General features: G+C 68.1%; 11 protein-coding genes and 1 pseudogene. 7 read left to right on the top strand and 5 right to left on the bottom strand.

What is annotated here, in order from left to right:
- Positions 1-27: 27 nt before the first annotated feature.
- A pseudogene (locus BEK98_RS48830) lies at positions 28-122 on the bottom strand.
- Positions 123-283: 161 nt separating this feature from the next.
- Positions 284-1,210, bottom strand: coding sequence for a phytoene/squalene synthase family protein (locus tag BEK98_RS00260; protein ID WP_208642959.1), 927 nt, complete (start codon positions 1,208-1,210; stop codon positions 284-286).
- A 657-nt stretch (positions 1,211-1,867) separates the two neighbouring features.
- Here BEK98_RS00260 and BEK98_RS00255 point away from each other — a divergent pair.
- Positions 1,868-2,233, top strand: a complete 366-nt coding sequence (locus tag BEK98_RS00255) for a nuclear transport factor 2 family protein (RefSeq protein ID WP_094214258.1) — start codon at positions 1,868-1,870, stop codon at positions 2,231-2,233.
- An 899-nt stretch (positions 2,234-3,132) separates the two neighbouring features.
- Positions 3,133-4,293 (top strand): M14 family metallopeptidase, encoded by a 1,161-nt coding sequence (locus BEK98_RS00250; RefSeq protein ID WP_094214257.1) that lies wholly within the window; start codon positions 3,133-3,135, stop codon positions 4,291-4,293.
- A 273-nt stretch (positions 4,294-4,566) separates the two neighbouring features.
- Here the strand turns inward: BEK98_RS00250 and BEK98_RS48475 are convergent, their stop codons facing one another.
- Positions 4,567-5,523 (bottom strand): hypothetical protein, encoded by a 957-nt coding sequence (locus tag BEK98_RS48475; RefSeq protein WP_143684053.1) that lies wholly within the window; start codon positions 5,521-5,523, stop codon positions 4,567-4,569.
- A gap of 466 nt (positions 5,524-5,989) precedes the next feature.
- Here BEK98_RS48475 and BEK98_RS00245 point away from each other — a divergent pair, with 466 nt between their 5' ends.
- From BEK98_RS00245 to BEK98_RS00225, 5 genes are all read left to right on the top strand, one after another.
- On the top strand, positions 5,990-7,555 hold the full coding sequence (locus tag BEK98_RS00245) for a Mu transposase C-terminal domain-containing protein (RefSeq protein ID WP_244201671.1): 1,566 nt from the start codon (positions 5,990-5,992) through the stop codon (positions 7,553-7,555).
- Complete coding sequence (locus BEK98_RS00240; protein WP_094214256.1) at positions 7,552-8,379, top strand: AAA family ATPase; 828 nt, start codon at positions 7,552-7,554, stop codon at positions 8,377-8,379. Before BEK98_RS00245 ends, BEK98_RS00240 begins: the two co-directional genes overlap by 4 nt.
- A 107-nt stretch (positions 8,380-8,486) precedes the next feature.
- Entirely contained in the window at positions 8,487-9,191 is a 705-nt protein-coding gene (locus tag BEK98_RS00235) for an AAA family ATPase (protein ID WP_244201670.1), read from the top strand.
- Positions 9,188-10,591, top strand: coding sequence for a hypothetical protein (locus tag BEK98_RS00230; protein WP_094214255.1), 1,404 nt, complete (start codon positions 9,188-9,190; stop codon positions 10,589-10,591). The genes BEK98_RS00235 and BEK98_RS00230 overlap by 4 nt, the downstream gene beginning before the upstream one ends.
- On the top strand, positions 10,588-11,361 hold the full coding sequence (locus BEK98_RS00225; protein WP_094214254.1) for a hypothetical protein: 774 nt from the start codon (positions 10,588-10,590) through the stop codon (positions 11,359-11,361). The genes BEK98_RS00230 and BEK98_RS00225 overlap by 4 nt, the downstream gene beginning before the upstream one ends.
- A gap of 1,245 nt (positions 11,362-12,606) precedes the next feature.
- Here BEK98_RS00225 and BEK98_RS00215 read toward each other — a convergent pair.
- Positions 12,607-16,965: a tetratricopeptide repeat protein gene (locus tag BEK98_RS00215; protein ID WP_244201669.1), complete on the bottom strand. Its 4,359-nt coding sequence runs from the start codon at positions 16,963-16,965 to the stop codon at positions 12,607-12,609.
- Between the two features lie 263 nt (positions 16,966-17,228).
- Positions 17,229-17,756 (bottom strand): hypothetical protein, encoded by a 528-nt coding sequence (locus BEK98_RS00210; RefSeq protein ID WP_094214251.1) that lies wholly within the window; start codon positions 17,754-17,756, stop codon positions 17,229-17,231.
- Between the last annotated feature and the right edge of the window lie 49 nt (positions 17,757-17,805).

The raw sequence follows: 17,805 nt of genomic DNA, 5'->3' as shown, positions 1-17,805 counted from the left end.
CCGCACGCCACCCGTGAAGCGCATGGGCGGAGAGGGCAGGATTCGAACCTGCGTGGGCCTTGTGGGGCCCGACCTTGAGGCGTGCTCGCTGGTCCCCGATCAACCACTCCGGGCACCTCTCCCTGCTCCCGGCCCCAGGGGTGTCCCGCGCCGTTCACGTGAACAACCTTGGCAGGAGCTGCTGACACCGGCCTGACGCGCCTCTGCACCCCAGCGTTCCACTACAAGTTCGCTGCCCTGAGAGGCAGCTGGTGCACGAAGCCGTTGCACCCTTCCTGCACCTTCAGCGCTGACGCTTCCCGAACGCCCGGTACTCCTGCCAGAGGATCTTCACAGTCGTTGAACCGGCCGGCCTCGCCCCGCTCTCGAGGACAGAGCCGCCGGCGGCCTTGACCGCCTGAAGGCGCAGCCCCTGGACGGCCATCAGGGCCCGCAGGAACGGGCGATACTGCGCCTCCACGAGTGCGGGCAGCTCCCGTGCCTGCCAGAACACGTGATCAGCAAGAGCCGCTTGGGCGTTCACCACCCTTTCCACCGCAGGCAGGCACGCCTCGGGCCGTTCACGAAGATCCTCAACGTCCAGACCATGACGCAGTAGCTCGTCCCGGGGAATGCCGATGTGCCCCTGCTGCAGATCCTCGGGCAAGTCGGCCAGGAAATCGGTACGCTGCATCGCCTCGATGAGCTGCCGGCAGCCCCTCTCGAACGCCCCGTACGCTTCAGTGCCTGGGAGCGGGCCGATGAGGCAGGCCGTGAGCATCAGGGCCGGCATCGAGTAGCAGTCCACATACGTCTGCAACTCGGCCTCGCTCTCGAAACCGCGCCAGCCGGCCTCGACAGGAGCCCCGTCCAGGAAGTCGCTCACGCGCCCGGCCATCTGCGGATGGCGCCGCACCGTGTCGTCCAGGGCCCGGAGCGTGTCCCGCCCGGTTTTCGCGCCGCCCAGAACCGCCCTGACCTCACCGTTCCACAAGCGAAGAGCCTCGTGCCGAGCACTGACATCTCCGAGGTCGATCCGACGGTCCGTTTCATGCATGAAGGCAACTGCGGCCAGAACGTACGGGCGAAGCTCCGCCGGAAGCAGCAGGCGAGCCGCAAGGTACTCCTCACGGCGGTACCTGCGTACGAGCTTGCGCTGGACGCCGTAGTCCCGCCGCATACCCTGATCGCTGACGCCGGCCCGGGTCAGGGCGGTGGACCATCGGGACACAGAACGATCTCCTCGTGTGGTGGCTGATTCCCGGCTCATGCGACCGCCAGTCAGCGGTCAGGCGGACGAGCCCCGCGCATCAGGCTACGACCGCCTTGCCCCGCCGACCGCAGCAGTTCCCCGGAAGTCCATGACACCCCCGGTACCGGGCCGGCGGTGAGTCCAGACAGGCCGCCTTCCCCGGGCACCGCGGAGGAGACCTGCGAGCGCCACGAGTACGACAGGCAGGCATCCTTGCCCTTCGCCGTCTCGTACGTGTCCTCCGCCCTCTGACGGTGCGTCCAGCCGCACACCCCGGTGGTGTGGTGGGCCGTGTCGGTGGACGGCAGCGTCGCCGCCGAAGCAGCCGGTACACCGAAGAAGACGCCGGCCAGGCCAACAGCAACGGCCACGACAGCAAGACGCGCGCCCAACGGAATCCCCCTGATGTGGAGCAACTACAGCGGGAGTTCATAGCCGTTTGAGCCAACAGCGACGACACACCGATTGAAGGTCATTCCGACGGGGCCGGCGACCTATTACCTGGGGGGTAATCGCGCGGCCAGGGCGAGGCGCGGCAAGGTGGAGTCATCGGGTTCCGGGCCGGCGCACTCCGGCCCGGGGCCCGGGCCAACTGACCTCATTGCCAAGCCACTTCACCACAAGGGGAGTTTCGCCATGTCGATCTACGCTGCCGCCGTCGTCCGTTACTTCGAGGCGTGGAACGCCACCGACGCCGACGCGCTGGCCAAGGCGGTTGCCGCGGCCTGGGCCGAGGACGGCACGTACACCGACCCGCTGGCCGATGTGCGCGGGCATGAGGAGATCGCCGCGGTGATCCGGGCCGCGCACGAGCAGTTCCCCGGCTTTGAGTTCAGGCTGACCGGTGAGGCGGACGGCAACCATCACATCGCCCGCTTCGGCTGGGAGCTGGTGTCCACCGACGGCTCGGCGCCGGTCGCCGGCTCCGACGTGGTCACCCTGGCCGAGGACGGCCGGATCACCTCCGTCCTCGGCTTCCTCGACCGGCTCCCCGAGGCATAGATCCTCGCCCAGGAGACGCCCGACACGGGCGCTCGGCGCTCGAACTCCACGCGGCCGGCAGGCCGCTGCGGCCGAGGCCGCTGAGGAGGTGGAACGGGGCGTCGGGCAAGGCGCCCGTATCGAACGCAGCGAAGAGGCTGACGTCGCACACATCACCGACATCGAGGCCCGCCGGGATCGGGGAGACGGGCGAAGCGGCAGACCCGGTCCCCATACGCCTTGAACGTCAGACGGCCGCCACACCCTCCCAGCCACCCCCCGCACCAGAAAGTGTCCGCCGAGTGCGAGCGGCGGAACAGAGCCACCCCGCCGGCCCGCACGGGCAATACGACGGGTGTCTCAGACTCCGTATGGCCGATCACCGCTGCCTGCACCAGGCGCTGGTCCCGCAGCACGCCACCACCCGGCCCTGGCCGGTCTGCTGTCCCCTCAAGTGCCCTACGCCGGGATGCGGTTGGAGAAACAGCGCTGCACCCCCGCCGCACCTTCGCGCAGACGGTCCAACGTGCACCAGACGTGCCCTGAACGCGGGCAGCGGCGGTCACCACGTGCGTGCCGGCGCCGCACCGAGCCTGCCGTACAGCGGGCTCGAGGACTCTGCAGACCGGGGGCAGGAGACCACATCCAGCGCGGACACCCGTGGCCGCACCTGTGCGGGCAGACGTACTCGACTGCGACCTGGAACGCGCCGACACCGCCCGCCGCGACTTTCACCGGGGGCGGATCCACCCGTCGTGAACTTCCGCGAGCCTGAAACTTCCATGCTGCGACCACAGACGGAAGTTTCACCCTCGTACCAGGAGACGAGACAAAACACCCTCCATGATGATCACCTCCCCGATCTCATCTCCACAGGCCCAGCCTGAGCGGTCTCGCGGATGAAGGCAGCGAGATCCGCGATGCGCGATGCCCTGCTCGGCAAGCTGGCCGCACAGGGCTCGCTGCCGCTGCCGTTCTACCCCGAGCCGGTCATCGAGGACGACCCCGCCTCCGGCTTCCAGGTCACCGAATACACCCCGCGCTACTCGTCCGGCTACTTCCCCACCCGCAACCGCTACACGGTGCTCGTCGAAACACACTCCTGGAAGGACTACGCCACCCGTGTACGAGTCAGCCGCAACGCGATCATCGGCCTGGCCGAACTCGTCGCCGCACACAGCAGCGAATGGGCCGCAGCCGTCCGCCAAGCCGACCAGCGCGCAAGCCGGCTGGGCGGCCAGGACGTCGTCCTGGACGTCGTGGCCGACCGCCGCGACAACCCCCATGACACCCAGGACACCCCGCAGAACCCACCGGAGCCAGTGACCACCATCGACTTCCGCGGATACGCCTACTCCCGCGAACCGTCCCCGATCTCAGGCGAACCCGTCACGGTCTACGACCCGACCACCCCACAGATCTGGCGCGTGCCCTACCGCGGCAGCACCGTACCCTCGCTCACCGTACGCGCACCGCGCGGCGGCTACCTGGTGCCAAGAGCGTATGCGCCTATGATCGCCAACAAGCTGGCCCTGCACGGGCTGGACCACCAGACGCTGGAGCACAGCACCGACCGCCTTGACACCGAGGTGTTCCGCACGACCGGCATGCGATTCGCGTCCGCCCCGTTCGAAGGCCGCATGCCACTCGCACTACAAGGAGACTGGCAGCCCGAGCCACAACCACTGCCCGCAGGAAGCCTGTTCGTGCCCATCGCACAGCCAGGAGCCAGACTCCTGATGACACTGCTGGAACCACAAGCTCCTGACTCACTGGCTGCCTGGGGATACTTCAACGCCCACTTCGAACACAAGGAATACGTCGAACCCTACGTCACCGAAATCTTCGCCCGGCAGATGCTGCACCAAGATCCGACGCTAGCCGACGAGTTCCAGCACAGACTGTCACAGGACCCGGACTTCGCAGCTGATCCGGAAGCACGCTGCGAATTCTTCCAGCGCCGACATTCATCATGGGACACACGGTTCGCCATGTATCCCATCCTGCGCATCTGTGAGGTTCGGGGAAGGCGTCACCGAGACGTTCGGCTTCGTGTGTCACTTGCCGGGAGACGTATGTGAGCAAGTCATGGGTGGTTTAGCTGGTCGATCATGGTGGCATCAGTTCGCGCTCCGCAGTGACATGAATCCGTGTTGGCCGGTGTCGCCTTTGTCGAATCTCCTTCTGCTGGCTCTGGCGGATGCTCACTTGAGCATGCAAGCGCGGCCGCTGGGTGCTGGTGAGGGCTTCTGCGTGGCAAAGTCGCAGTGACGGGCTTGCTTTGGTGGAGCACATCGGATCCGGTGTTCAGTACCTGCAATAGTCGTCAGCGGCTGTCTCGGGATCACTCGGGATCAAGCGGTCTGTAGAGAAAGCCCAATACCGCGGGCGGCGTTCTGAAGCATTTTCTCGTGCTTCTTGGCGTAGCCGAATGGGTGCTGGTAGTGCGTGAGGCATTCGAGCCGACCTGCTCTGAGGACTGGCTGGGCCCATCGCGGCATCATATGCAGTGCGCACTGCCCGTGAGAGTCGTAGCCGACGCCTCCATGTGTCTTGAGCAAGTCGCCGGCTACGGATACGTCGCAGGTTCGGGTGTTGGAGAGTGCGCGCAGACCAAGGCCGGTGACAGTTGCGGCTGTCAAGATCGCGGCGATTGCCGGGTCGGCGATCTGCAGCAGGCCGGCGATAACCTCTGGGCTGGGCTGCATCCGCAGGCCGTTCGGGCGTGACGGAGAATACTGGATGGTGTCGGCGCCTGGACAGAACGGCTCATCCATGCGGCCGCTTGGCGCTGCTTGTCCTGGTAAGGCGTCGGAGAACACAGGCTCTGGCAAAGGCCGGCTTACTGCTTTCACCTTCAGCGATGTTCCACTCTCTGTTGGGCGCTGAGGTTGTGGCGTATTCAGCAAGGCCACCCGCGCGGCGGACCGGGCCCTGATCACCCGGTGTGGCACGCGGGCCAGATGTGGGGTGCCGGTCCAAGGCTGGTGCCACAGCACGGTAAGACGCAAGTTCGCGGATCGGCGCAGCGCGAGCAGGGCTTCCCAGACTCGGTCCCACCGACTGTTGTGGGCGCGACAGAAGATGACATGCCTGATCCCCAACGCGGTGATCCAAATAAAGGCCTGTCCCCGCAGCGTGTCAGCGGCCTCATTGCTGGATCTCCAATACGGATTCTTGCCCAGTTGGGTAAGCATCTCTTGAAAGAGCATGCGTGAGGGATACCGCGAGGGCGCAAGGTGAACGGTTATACGCCCCTGTTCGGGTGCATGGGCCAGCAGCGCCGCACGCATGAGCGCGGGGTCTTCCACGGGGTCGACGATGACCTGGACCGGTGGAGGGCCTGGGAGCGTAGGTGTCCCCTGTGGCATCGACGGCTGTAGACAGGGCCACGGGCTACGGGCAGCCATGGGCGTTCCCGTGTCCCTGTTGGTGAGTTGGCTGCATGTACGGTCAGTGCGGCACTCCATGCAGAGCAGTACAGGCCACGGGGGAAGGACTCCGGAAGGGCGCCCTTGGGGAGGCCGGGCCTGCACGGCCTGGCCATATCACCGGCATCAAATAGCGCATGTTCTCGCTGAGTGAAGGTGAAACGGCCCAGAGCCCACTCGTTCCAGTGACAGCCTCCTCTGATTCGGTCACGCCGCATTTAGCCTCAATCCACGCTGTGCGGCACCCGACCGTGCCGCTCTGTTACCTCTGCCGGGGGAGGCTGTACTTGAGCGCTGCGCCGCTGTTCGCCTGCTGGTCTTACAGGTTCCGCCGACGGTGATCACCGTGGACGATGAGTCGGAGACGGGTCTGGGTCGGCCCCGCGACGAGCTGAGGCCTGCCGCGGTTCGTCAGATGCTCAGGCTGCGGGAGTCGGGGGAGCTGACCACCGCGCACATGAGGCTCATTGCCGAGTCGGTGGATGTGAGTCTGCGGCAGGCGTGGCGCTGGCTGGCCGAGGCGGAAGAGACCGGCTCACCGGAGAAGCCCGAACGCAGGCGCTTCAAGATCACCGAAGAGATCATTGATGTCCTCGCCGACTACCGGGGCAACGTCAAGCGTACCCACGAGCATCTGGTGCGCGAGGCCAAGCGGGCGGGGGAGAGGCCGATCGGCCTGACCACGCTGCACGACGCCATCGCCCGTGACCTTGACCCCGGTTTCATGGCCGGGCTGCGGGAAGGCATCCCAGCTGCCCGCGGTTTCGATCCCGCCTTCCAGCGCCCGGCCGTCGCCCGCAACCAGGTGTGGGAAGGGGATCATAAGCAGGCCCCGACCGTCGTGATGATGCCCGACAAGAAGCTGTCGAACGTGTGGGTGACGTGGTTCGAGGACCGTGGCACCAGCAACGTGATGGGCTGGGCGGTCACCGCCGGATCTGCGCACCGCGGATCGGTCCTGGCGGCCGTGCGGGCCTCTGTGCTGCGCGAACCCCCGTACGGGCCCGCCGGCGGGCTGCCGCACCTGGTGAGGGTCGACGGTGGCTCCGACTTCATGTCCAAGACCGTCCGGCGGACCTTCGGTCTGCTCGGTGTGCCGATGCACAAGGTGCGCAGCGCCCGCCACAAGGGCGGGATCGAGCGGCTGAACGGCACCGGTGTGACCCGGTTCTTCGCTGATCTGCCCCGCTACACCAAGGCGCCCCTGCTCGACCACCGTCGCCGTGTCGGCGACCAGGACCCGCCCCTGACCTTCGAGGCGTTCGTCGACAAGCTGCGCCAGTGGGTTGAGGAGCACAACACCCAGCACGTCCTTGAACGGACCGGGATGACACCGCTTGAAGCGTGGCTCAGCGACCCCACCGAGATCCGGCCCGAGCCCAGCCCGGAAGAACTGCGCGGCTTCATGCTGGAGAGCGACAACAAGATCCACAAGATCACCAGTCACGGAGTGGAGTTCCGCAACCGCTACTACATGCCGGAGAAGGGGGTGGGACGCATCGGTCTGGAACTGCGCGTGCGGTGGATGCCCCACCATGACCACGAGATCGATCTCTATACCTTCCGTGGCAACCGCTATCTCGGCCGGGCCCTCCTCAGCAACGAGGCCAGCGAGGAGATGCGCAAGGCAGTCCTCAGCGACCGTGACGAGCACAGCGAGGTGCTGCGCCAGGCTTTGAAACGCTCCGCCGAACGCAGGCGGGAACGCCACCTGCCCTCCACCCAGCCCGAACTCCCCGTCCGTGCCATCCGCATGACGGAACAGGAGGCACGCGCCGAACTGGAAGGCACCACCCCATCCACACCGCCGCGACGGCGCGAACAGCCCTACCAGCCCCTGACCCCGCTCCCGCCCACCTGGCGGCGCCCCGGCCAGACCCCTGCTCCTTCAACGGAGGACGACGCCTCATGACCACCGCTCCGAAACGCAAGCACATGCCCAAACGCCGCGCTGCGCCGGACGCGGGCCAGCCCGCCACGGCACCGCGCCGCCGCCCCGACCTGCGTCCGCAGTTCTTCCTCGGCCTCGAGGACTCCACCCTGGTCGCAACCGACACCCTGTTACAGATCAAGGACACCGTCATCGACACCGTCGAGTCGAAGGCCATGTCCGTGATCTACGGCGACGCAGGGCTCGGCAAGAGCTTCAGCACCCGCGCCACGATCCAGGAAATGAACCCGGACCTGATCCTCCCCCTGGACTTCGCCCGCTCCCGCCCCGGCCCGAAGGACCTGCGCGAGGAGCTGTTCCACCAGATGAACCTCAGCTGCAAGATGCCCGGTACCCCCACCGCGTTCGACAAACTGCTGCGCGAGACTCTGCCGCGGCGCCCGTACGTGATCGTGTGCGACGAGGCCCAGCAGTACCGGCGGGAGAACTTCGAGTTCCTGCGCAAGCTGTGGGACAACTGCGACCCCAAGCCCGCCATCATGTTCGTCGGTGGCCGGGAGGCCTACGAGACCCTGCAGAGCGACCCGGCGCTCGCTTCGCGGATCTACATCCGCCTGGAGATCCTCGCCATGACCGAGGACGAGGTCCTCAAAGCCGTACCCGACTCCCACCCCGTGTGGCGGGACGTCGACGAGGCACTGCTGAAGCGGATCGACACCCAGTACACCCTCGGCTCCTTCCGCGAGTGGGTCAAGGTGACCAAGCACGTGCTGAAAGGCATGGAGCACTTCGGCGCCGAGAAGGTCGACGACCGCATCGTCGACTGGGCTCTGGCCCGGTGCTGACCGAGGCGGCTTTGCGAGAGGAGGCGGCCACGCAGCCGTTCCCTCTCGCAGACGCGCCCGCGCCCCAGGAACTACACTTCCTCAGCCTGGCCGGGGCCCGCACCGTCGTGACCCCCGGCCTCGCCGCAGTCAGGCACGCGCTCGCCGATGCCCACCAGCAACAGCGCTTCCTGTGCGTTCTGGGCGACGCCGGCGTCGGCAAGACCTTCGCCGTCCACACCACCGCCCTCACCTGCTTCCCCGACGCGCACCTCCTGCTCCGGCTGGGGGCCCGGCCAGGACCGGCCGATCTACGTGCCCACCTACACCACGCCCTCGGACTGAAAGGCGCCCCGCCCACCGACCCGGCTGCCACTGACTCCCTCATCCGCCGCGTGCTCAGCGCCGGGCCGCGCATCGTGGTCGTCGACGAAGCCGACCGGATGCCCGACACCTGCTTCGAATACCTCCGCTTTCTGCACGACGACCTTCCCGGCGGACTCTGCGTGGTCCTGATCGCCGGACAGCGCGGTGAACGGGCCCTGCGCGCCCAGCAGATGCTCCACACCCGTACCGCGGCCTGGCTGACCCTCCTGCCGATCGCCCGTGACCAGCTCGCCCGCATCATTTTCGCCCTGCACCCGCTGTGGCACACCGTTGCACCGGATCATCTCTGGATGCTGGACGGCCACTTCGCCCACGGCAGCCTGCGCCGCTGGGCCCTGCTGACCCACCACGTCCAGCGTGCCCTGGCCACCGCCGGCGCCCTCCACCCCGACCCCGGCCTGCTGCGGCAGGTCATCCGCCGCATCGACACCTCACGCCGCCCATGACCTCACCCGCCCTCACCGCCACAACGCCAACCCGGCCGCCCGTCACGCTGCTGCTGGACGCCCACGACGACCGCACCATCCACGCCGCCGCCTACCAGCGTGCCCACCCCGACCGCGGCCGCATCACCACCGACCCCACCCCCCACACCAACAGCCTCGCCTACCTCGCCCTGGACCTGCTCCGAGCCATGGGCCGCGACAGCTTCTCCCACCCCGATGCCGAGCGGATGTCCACCGACCCCGCCTGGCGCGCGGTGACCTGCTGGACACTGAACACGGGCCTTGAGGAAGCCATCGTGCTGCGCGCCCACCGCCTCACCCCCGAGCGCCTCCATCGCCTGGCCACCTGGCGCACCGAGACCGGCATCCACCTGATCCTCCTCGCCCACACGCCCACCCCGGCCGACGAACAGCGCCTTAACGAACGCCTCACCGCCGCAGACCTGACCGATCTCACCGCCGTACGCGGCACCGACGCCATCCTGAGCGCCATCGGCCCGGCCGCCACCGGCCGACGCCACGGCCCGCCCCCGTCCGACCACGCCTATCCGCTGCCCAGCCTGCCCCGCAGCGGCATTGCCGCCTTCCGCGCCGACTGTTGGCGCCGCCAAAACAACCTCGACTTCGCCCACACCGACGGCCAATACCGCGCCGGCTACGCCGCCGCCCGCACCTGGCTGGCCCGCCACAGCCCGCCACCGGCACCCCCCGACACGCCCCAAGCCGAGGACGCCGGCCCGGACGGGGCCACCCCCTGGCAGGACATGGAAGGCCTGCGCCTGTTCCTGGCCCGGCTGACCGTCCTCAGCCCCAGTCCCCAGCACACCCTGGCCCGGGTGCGCGGCGCCCAGGCCGGTTTCCTCAGCCAAGCCCTCCTGCTCAACGTGCCCGACGACCTCGCCGAGCACGGCGGACCCGGCATCACCACCGTGCCGATTACCCCACGGGTAGCACACACCCTCACCAGCGAGTTGCCCAACCCGCTGCGTGCCGCCGCCGTCGCCGCCCTGCTGTTCACCGGCACCGCCCAGCCTTTGCTGTCCATGACCCAACTTGCCAGCATCGACGAGCGCACCACCCGCCTGGCCATCGACCGCGACTCCCGGATCAACGTCGGTGTACCGCCTGGCCCGCGGCACATGTACGCCATCCCGCCCCGCGCCCGCCCTCTCCTCGCCGCTGCCCTGGAATTCCGCCGCCGCACCCCGCGCACCGCTGACCATCTTGGGCTGTTCGCCAACTGCTTCGGCACCTCGGAGCGCTTCGACCACCTCATCCGCGATACCAGCGTCCATGTCCCCGCCGTCGTGCACCCTCATCCCGCAGACGACTGGCACACCGCCGCCCGCTGCTGGCACCTCAACACCCCCGCCCTGGCCCCGCCCGGAGCATGCCCATGACCCACCCGAATCCGCCCCACCCCCAGACCACCCTGGCGTTCGACCTGCCCTTTCTGCGGGCGCGCGCACGGGAGTCCCAGCTCACCGACGACGAATTGACCACCCTGACTGGCATCCCCACCACCGACTGGGACCCCCACCTCACCCCCCAGACCCTCAACAGCGCGGCCCTGCTAGCCCTCGCCCACGCCCTGCATACACCCCCCGAATCCCTGCTCCGCCAGCCGGACACACCTCACCAGCCACCCCACCGCAGTCCCCAACACGCCCCGCACGCCGCCATCCTGCATGCCGCCCTCATCGAAACCGGCCGCATCCACCCCGACGACCTCGCCTCCGCCCTCGAATGGGACCCCACCCGCCTGAAACGAGCCGCCGCCACCCTGAAAACCCATCTCCACCAGGCCAACAGCCCCCAACGCCTCATCCACACCGACACGGCCATCCACCTGGCCGCCCAGCCCGGACTGCTCACCGCCCGGCAACTCAACAGCCTGTACCGCACGGGCCACACCGCAGCGGCGCTCAGCCCCGGCGAAGCCACCACCGCAGCGCACCTGCTCCACTGCACCGCTCACGCCCTGCCCCTGGACCTTCCGGCCGAGCAGATCCCGCGGCTGACCAACCGGCGCCTGCTCGCCCCCACAGGCCCGCCAGCACCCCACCCCGACCTGCTGTTCGCCCTGGGCCTGACCGCCTCCCCGATGACCCACGTCCCCGCAGAACAGCCCGACACCACCGTGTCCTCCACCGCCCCGTCCGGCGGTTGAAGGGACTTCGCAGAAGACCCGCACAGGACCAGTTGACGCGCTCGACCCGATGCCGTTGAGGAGAACACCTTGCCCCGCAGACGCAAGACGGCATCCACGACGCCCTGTGCCCGAAACGGCCGCGCCGCGACTGAGGACATTGGCTATCCGCTGGCCCCACCGCTCAACGTGCTTCTCGATCCCTTCGACGATGTCGCGGTCACGCGGATGGCGATGGCCGCCCATCACCCCAGCGGTGGCCGCATCGCCGTCCACCCCTCACCCCAGCCACGCATCACCACGCTCGCCGTCGACGGCCTCACCCGGCTGGGAGAACCACCCGATCAGCTCCGCATCTGGGCCAGGGACCAAACACTTGCCTGGCCCCGTGTCGCCGGTCAGATCCAGGACTTGTCCGTCTCCCAACTCGTCCTGCTACGAGCCGATTCTCTGAACAGATGGAGCTGGAACCAGCTGCTGGACATGCGCCGAAGCACCGGCCTGCGCGTGGTGGCCATCTGCCATCAGCCTGCACTGCCCGTCGCTATGAGGACAGCCCCCAAGAGACCGAGCACACCTGCTTCCCCGCGCGCAGCCCGACCGCCACCCTCCTGCTGGCACCTGCAACGGCCGCAGTACATACCCCCGCACAGGTCGAGGAAGCTCGCTGAGCCCCATGCCACTCCACGCGGACCGGCTCCGACGAACCAGATGCGGCATCACCAGGCCCCGAGAGAGCCCACCACCGTGGTGCCCGCCGACGCACCACTGAGGACATCCAGGCCTCCCACAACCTGTTCGGCAGCGACCTGTCGACGTTCGGGCTGCTCGCCACCCTGCTCGACGGCGGATCCCTCACCGTCGACGTCCGCCTGCACGGAACCGGCGCGGTGATGCTCGGCCTGGACGACGAGCGGATATCTCAAGTAGCAGCATCAGCACCCTCAGTGATCCGATTTTAGGCTGTACCTGCTGTGGGGTTGTCGGGGTGGTCGTCGATCCAGGCCAGGCCGACTGGGTCCAGGTGGTGGCGGGCTCGGGTGACTGCGACGTACGCCAGGCGAGCCTCTGCCTCTACGAGGCCACTCTCGCCGGGGACCGTCTCACCCTTCGCTTGCCGTCCAGCTGGTGCCATCACAGGTCTGTTCGACCACCGACTCGCTGCGCCAGGTATCGCCTCGTGTGTACCCGGCTGTCCCCCTGGTATGGCCGGGGATGCGCGGCTGAGATCAGCCAGCTGCAGGCTGTGATTCGCTACAGGGAGTTTTAGCGAGTCCCGTCGTTGGCTCTGGCTTGCCAGTAGGCCAAGGCTTCTCGGGTGGCGAGGGTGTCCGGATGGTCCGGGCCCAGGATGCGGGTTCGTGCGGCCAGTAGTTCCTCCGTGGCGGCGGCTGCGCCAGCTGCGTCTCCTGCGGTGCCTAGGCAAGAGGCCAGGAGTTTCCAGGTCGTAATGGTGTCGGGGTGGTCCGGGCCCAATGCCCGGGTCCGGGCAGCCAGCAGTTTCTTCGTGGCGGCGGCCGCCCCGGCTGCGTCTCCCGCCTGGGTTCGCCAGTGGGCGAGGATGCCTAGAGTCGTGAGGGTGTCGGGGTGGTCCGGGCCCAGCACGCGCAGGCAGTCCTTCAGCAGCTCCCCCTGGGTGGCAGCCGCCCGGACGGGATCGCCTGCCATGCCCTGTTTGTAGGCGAGGTTGGCCCGGGCCTTGAGGGTGTCGGGATGGTCCCCTCCCAGTACACGTATCCGGTCTTTCACCAGCTTCGCAGCCGCGTCGGCCGCAGCCTCCTCCGGTCTCTGACTGGGAGCGACATCGACTTGTGCCGCTTGGGTGTGGGGTTCCGGTGCCGGTGGCCGGTCTTCTAGCGAGGCGGGTCCCGGCACCGTGCCGGCCGCCATGCTCGCCTCGCGCCGCCAGTGATCCAGATCGCTTCGGGTGGTGGCAGTGTCGGGGTGGTCCGGGCCGAGCACACGGGCCTGGTCCGCAAGCAGCCTGACCAGCGAGGTGGCTGCACCGGCAGCGTCCCCTGCTTCGCCATGCCAGTAGGCGAGAACTCTCCGGGCTGTGAGGGCGTCGGGGTGGTCCGGACCCAGTGCACGCAGGCAAGCTTGATACAACTCTTCCTGTGCAGCAGCCGCGCCGACCGGGTCTCCCGCTTCACCCCTCCAATGGGCAAGAGCCTTCCGGGCCAAGAGCGTGCTGGAGTCATCCGGACCTAGTACGCGAAGGCAGGCCTGCAGGAGCTCCGCACTGACGGTGGCTGCGCCAGCCGCATCCCCCGTCTTGCCCCGCCAGAAGGCGAGACCATGCCAGGCCTCGAAGGTATCGGGATGGCCAGGTCCCAGTACGCGGAGGTTCTCTCCCAGCAGTTCGGCGAAGGCGGTGGCTGCGCCGGCCGCGTCCCCTGCCTCGCCCCTCCAGCGGGCGAGGTCGTTCCGCGCTGTGAGGGTGTCGGGGTGGTCGGGCCCCAGGGCACGCAGTCGCGCGGCCAGCAGTTCTTCCATGGCGCTGGCTGCGCCGGCCGGGTCTCCTGCATCTGCCCGCCATAGCGCAAGGCCTTGCCGGGTGGTGAGGGTGTCGGGGTGGTCGGGTCCCAGTACTCGAACCTGCTCCTGCAGCAGTTCTGCTGTTGCGGCGGCGGCACCGGCCGGATCCCCGGCTCTGACCTGCCAAAAGACAAGGCCCATCCGTGTCTCGAGGGTGTCGGGGTGGTCTGGGCCCAGAGTCCGCAGGCAGCTTTCGAGGAGCCCTCTGGAAGCGTCGGCCGCGCCAGCCGTGTCTCCTGCCTCGCCCAGGAAGTGAACGAGGTTTTTCCGGGTGGTGAGGGTGTCGGGGTGGTCGGGTCCCAGTACTCGAATCTCCTCTTGCAGCAGTTCTGCTGTTGCGGCGGCGGCACCGTCTGGATCTCCCGCCTCGTCGCGCAGAACGACAAGACTCTTCCGGAGCCACATGGTGTCGGGGTGGTCCGGGCCCAGTACCCGTACCCGGTCTTGCAGCAGCTCCGCCGTTACGGTGGCCGCGCCGACTGCATCTCCGGCCTCGGAAAGCCATGAGGCGAGGTTGCTCCGGGCTGTGAGCGTGCTGGGGTGGTCTGGTCCGAGTACACGGAGATTGTCTTCCAGTAGCTCCGCGAAGGCGGTGGCTGCGCTGGCCGCGTCCCCTGCCTCGCCGCGCCACTGGGCGAGGTCGTTCCGGGTGGTGAGCGTGTCGGGGTGATCCGGTCCGAGAACGCGTTCCTGGTCCGCCAGAAGCTCGACAAGCGAGGCGGCAGCGCCGGTCGCGTCTCCTGCCTTGCCCTGCCAGTAGGCGAGGTCGTTCCGGGTGGTGAGCGTGTCGGGGTGATCCGAGCCGAAAACCCTCAGGTGGTCTTTCACAGCCTCCTTGTAAACGGCGACTGCGCTGGCCGGGTCTCCCGCCTGGCCCAGGCGGTCGGCGAGGTGACTCCGGGCGGCGAGCGTGTCGGGGTGGTCTGGGCCCAGCACACGTGCCTCATGTTCGAGCACCTCCGCAGCCGCCGCAGCGGTGCCAGCCGCATCGCCCGCCCGCTGCCGCCAAACAACAAGCGATTGCCGGGCCAACAAGACGTCGGGGTGGTCTGGGCCCAGGACACGTACCTGGTCGTCGAGCAGTTCGGCGAGCGCCGCGGCTGCGCCGGCCGCGTCCCCTGCCTGGCCCTGCCAGTAGGCGAGGTTTCGCCGGGAGGAGAGGGTGTTGGGGTGGTCTGGGCCCAGGACGCGTACCTGCTCGTCGAGCACTTCCGCGAGCGTGGCAACAGCACCGGCTATATCTCCCGCTTCGTGCCGCCAAAAGGCGAGGTGTGTCCGGTTGGCGACGGTGTCGGGGTGGTCCGGGCCCAGGATGCGCACATCCTCGTCGGTCAGCTCCTCATATGCGGCGGCGGTGCCTTCGGCATCCCCCGCCGCGCCCCGCCAGAAGGCGACCGAGTGGCGAGTGTCCAGGATGTCTCGGTGGTCCGGAGTCAGCACACGTTCCTGGTCTTCGAGTAGGCGCTCGAATGCGGCCACCTTGTCAGCCACATTCTCCATCGGCACGAGATCGGCGAGGTTTCGCCGTGTGGTGAATGTGTCGGGGTGGTCTGTGCCCAGGACTCGTACCTGCTCGTCGAGCACCTTAGTGAGCGCAGCGGTGGCGCCGACTACATCTCCCGCCTTCCCCTGCCAGGAGGCAACGTTTCCACGGATACTGAGGGTGCTGGGGTGGTCCGGACCCCACACGCGTACGCAGCTTTCCAGCAGCTCAGCTGACGCGGCAAGCGCGAGGGCCACGTCCCCCGCACTGGCGCGAGCGAATGCAAGGTTGTGTCGGGCGATGAGCGTGTCGGGGTGGTCCGGGCCGAGAAGGTGCTGGGCTCTGTTCGCCAGGTGTTCGTAGTGGGTGATGGCTGCAGTGGTCTGGCCGAACTCGACGAGACTTCGTCCTGTCCGGTACAGAACGGGATGGATTTCGGGCTGCCAGAGGGCGTCTTCGGCGTGGTGGGTGAGGGCATCGGTGTTGGCACGCAGTGCCTGGGCGAGGAGGGTGTCGCGTTCGATGTCAGGCCAGGCGGCGAGTAGGGCGTCGGCCGCGGTGCGGGCGAGGTGGTTCAGCTGATGGTCGAGGATGGCGTCGCGGATGCTGCGCTGGATGAGCTGGTGGATCCCGACTGTTTGGTGGCGGTTGTTGGGGGTGTAGTCGATGAGGCTGAGGCGGCGCATGGCCTGTAGTGCACCAGTTGCGGTGCCGGCTGTTGCGTGGCTGTCGGTCAGGTCGTGGTGGGGTGTGCGGTGCGCCGCGAGGTGTTGTAGAGCGGGGAGGCTGGTCAGGACGGTTTCAGGGATGCCACTGGAGTCGAGGAGGGCGAGCAACTGGAGCATGGGACGGGCGTAGCCGGCTGGGCGGAAGCGATCGGCTCGTTCGATGGCCAATTCCCATACGGCAGCTACGGTGGTGCTCTGGTCGTCTGGCAGGACTGCTGCCTCAGGGAGTGCCTGTGTCAGCGTGGCGGTGCGGTCGGCGAGTAGTTGGCGGTAGGCGGTGCAGTCAAGGCCGGTGTCTGTGAGATAGGCGGCGGCCTGTGACAGGGCCAGGGGCAGGTGCCCAAGGTCAGCGGCGAGGGCGGTGAGCTGCTCTGCGGGTTCGTGGCGGTCGCGGGCGGCAAGTACCTCGGTCAGGTAGGCGATGGATTCATCGGTAGTAAACAGGTCCACGGTGACGAGTTGGCAGGTGCGGCCGGTGAGCGCGGCGTCGCGCCGGCGGGTCGTGACCAGGGTGCGGCCATGTGGGCTGGAGGGGGGCCACAGACCCCTCAGATCGACCGGGTCGGTCAGGTCGTCCAGCACGACGAGCCATCTCGGGCTGCTGGCCCCGGCTTGTCCGGCGGCGGAGCTGCTAGAGGCCGGCGTGGCTGAGGCCTTGGGTTCCAACCAGGCCAAGAACGCCGTCGCAGCGGCTTCGGGGCCGGAGGGGTCTGCGTCGAGAATGGCGACTGCGGCCTGGGCGTAGGTGTCGATGACGGCCGAGCGGGTGGCGGCACTCACCCACACCAGCAGATCGACATGGTCCGCTTGCAATGCCCGCCGGGCATAGTGGGCGGCGAGCTGGGTCTTGCCCGTCCCACCCATCCCGGCCAGCACGTGACACCGAACCGTCGTCCCCGGGTCTGCCAGGGCGGCTCCGAGCGCTTGGGCTGAGGCGCGGTCCTGGAAGCAGTCGGCCTGCCTGGGCGGCACACCGACCTGGTGGGGCCAGGTCACCGGGCGGCGGGGTGGGGCGTGATAGGAGACATGGTCGATGCGGTACGCCGCGATGCTCTGGTCTGTTGCCTGGATCCGGATGTTGGCGAATGTGTCGCCCTCGTGTCGGGGGCCAGCAGGTGGGCTTGTGGTTGCCGGTCCGCTCAGCCCTGGGACGGATCCGGCATGGGGGGGCGTTCGGGGCCCGCCCCTTCACTGCGGCTCGGGTTTGCCGGAGAGGGGGTGCCGATCTGCGCGCCCCCTTCGATCACCGCAGCGGCGATGGAACCGTGGTCAGCTGTTGTGGTGATATCACCGCCTGCGGCGACGCCGCCCGCCGCGGCCGAGATCTGGAGGCTGCCTGGGACAGCCTGGGCGAGCAGGGACCGCAAGGAGGTCGCGGCCTTTTCGCGCTCCTGGTCGTCGAGGCTTTCCAATGCGTTCTCGATGCGGGTCTGCCAAGATGCCTCCTGGCGAATTTGCTCCCGCTCAGCTTGCTCTCCGTCGGCCTGCTCCAGGGCTTGTGCCGTCTGGTCCAGGCGCTCGAGTTCTGCCCGTTCGCGCTCGGTGTCACCGCGGCCGAACCAGCGGGCCAGCTGCTGACGCAACCCGGTCCACGCGTCGTTCCCCGCGGCCTGCACCACGGCTGTACCGCCAGCGGCAGCAAGCATCGCCAATGCCTCGGTCAGCACGTTGCGCCTCCTCGCAACCAGCGGTCATCACTGAAGCAACCGTAAATAG

It is taken from the genome of Streptomyces diastatochromogenes, from assembly GCF_002242805.1.
GTDB lineage: Bacteria > Actinomycetota > Actinomycetes > Streptomycetales > Streptomycetaceae > Streptomyces > Streptomyces diastatochromogenes.
The sequence above is the reverse complement of the archived record's forward strand: the minus strand, read 5'-3'. Positions and strand labels throughout refer to the sequence as shown.

Coding starts and splice junctions, on each gene's coding strand:
- BEK98_RS00255 (WP_094214258.1), top strand. CDS start 1,868: ATGTCGATCTACGCTGCCGCCGTCGTCCGTTACTTCGAGGCGTGGAAC.
- BEK98_RS00250 (WP_094214257.1), top strand. CDS start 3,133: ATGCGCGATGCCCTGCTCGGCAAGCTGGCCGCACAGGGCTCGCTGCCG.
- BEK98_RS00240 (WP_094214256.1), top strand. CDS start 7,552: ATGACCACCGCTCCGAAACGCAAGCACATGCCCAAACGCCGCGCTGCG.
- BEK98_RS00230 (WP_094214255.1), top strand. CDS start 9,188: ATGACCTCACCCGCCCTCACCGCCACAACGCCAACCCGGCCGCCCGTC.
- BEK98_RS00225 (WP_094214254.1), top strand. CDS start 10,588: ATGACCCACCCGAATCCGCCCCACCCCCAGACCACCCTGGCGTTCGAC.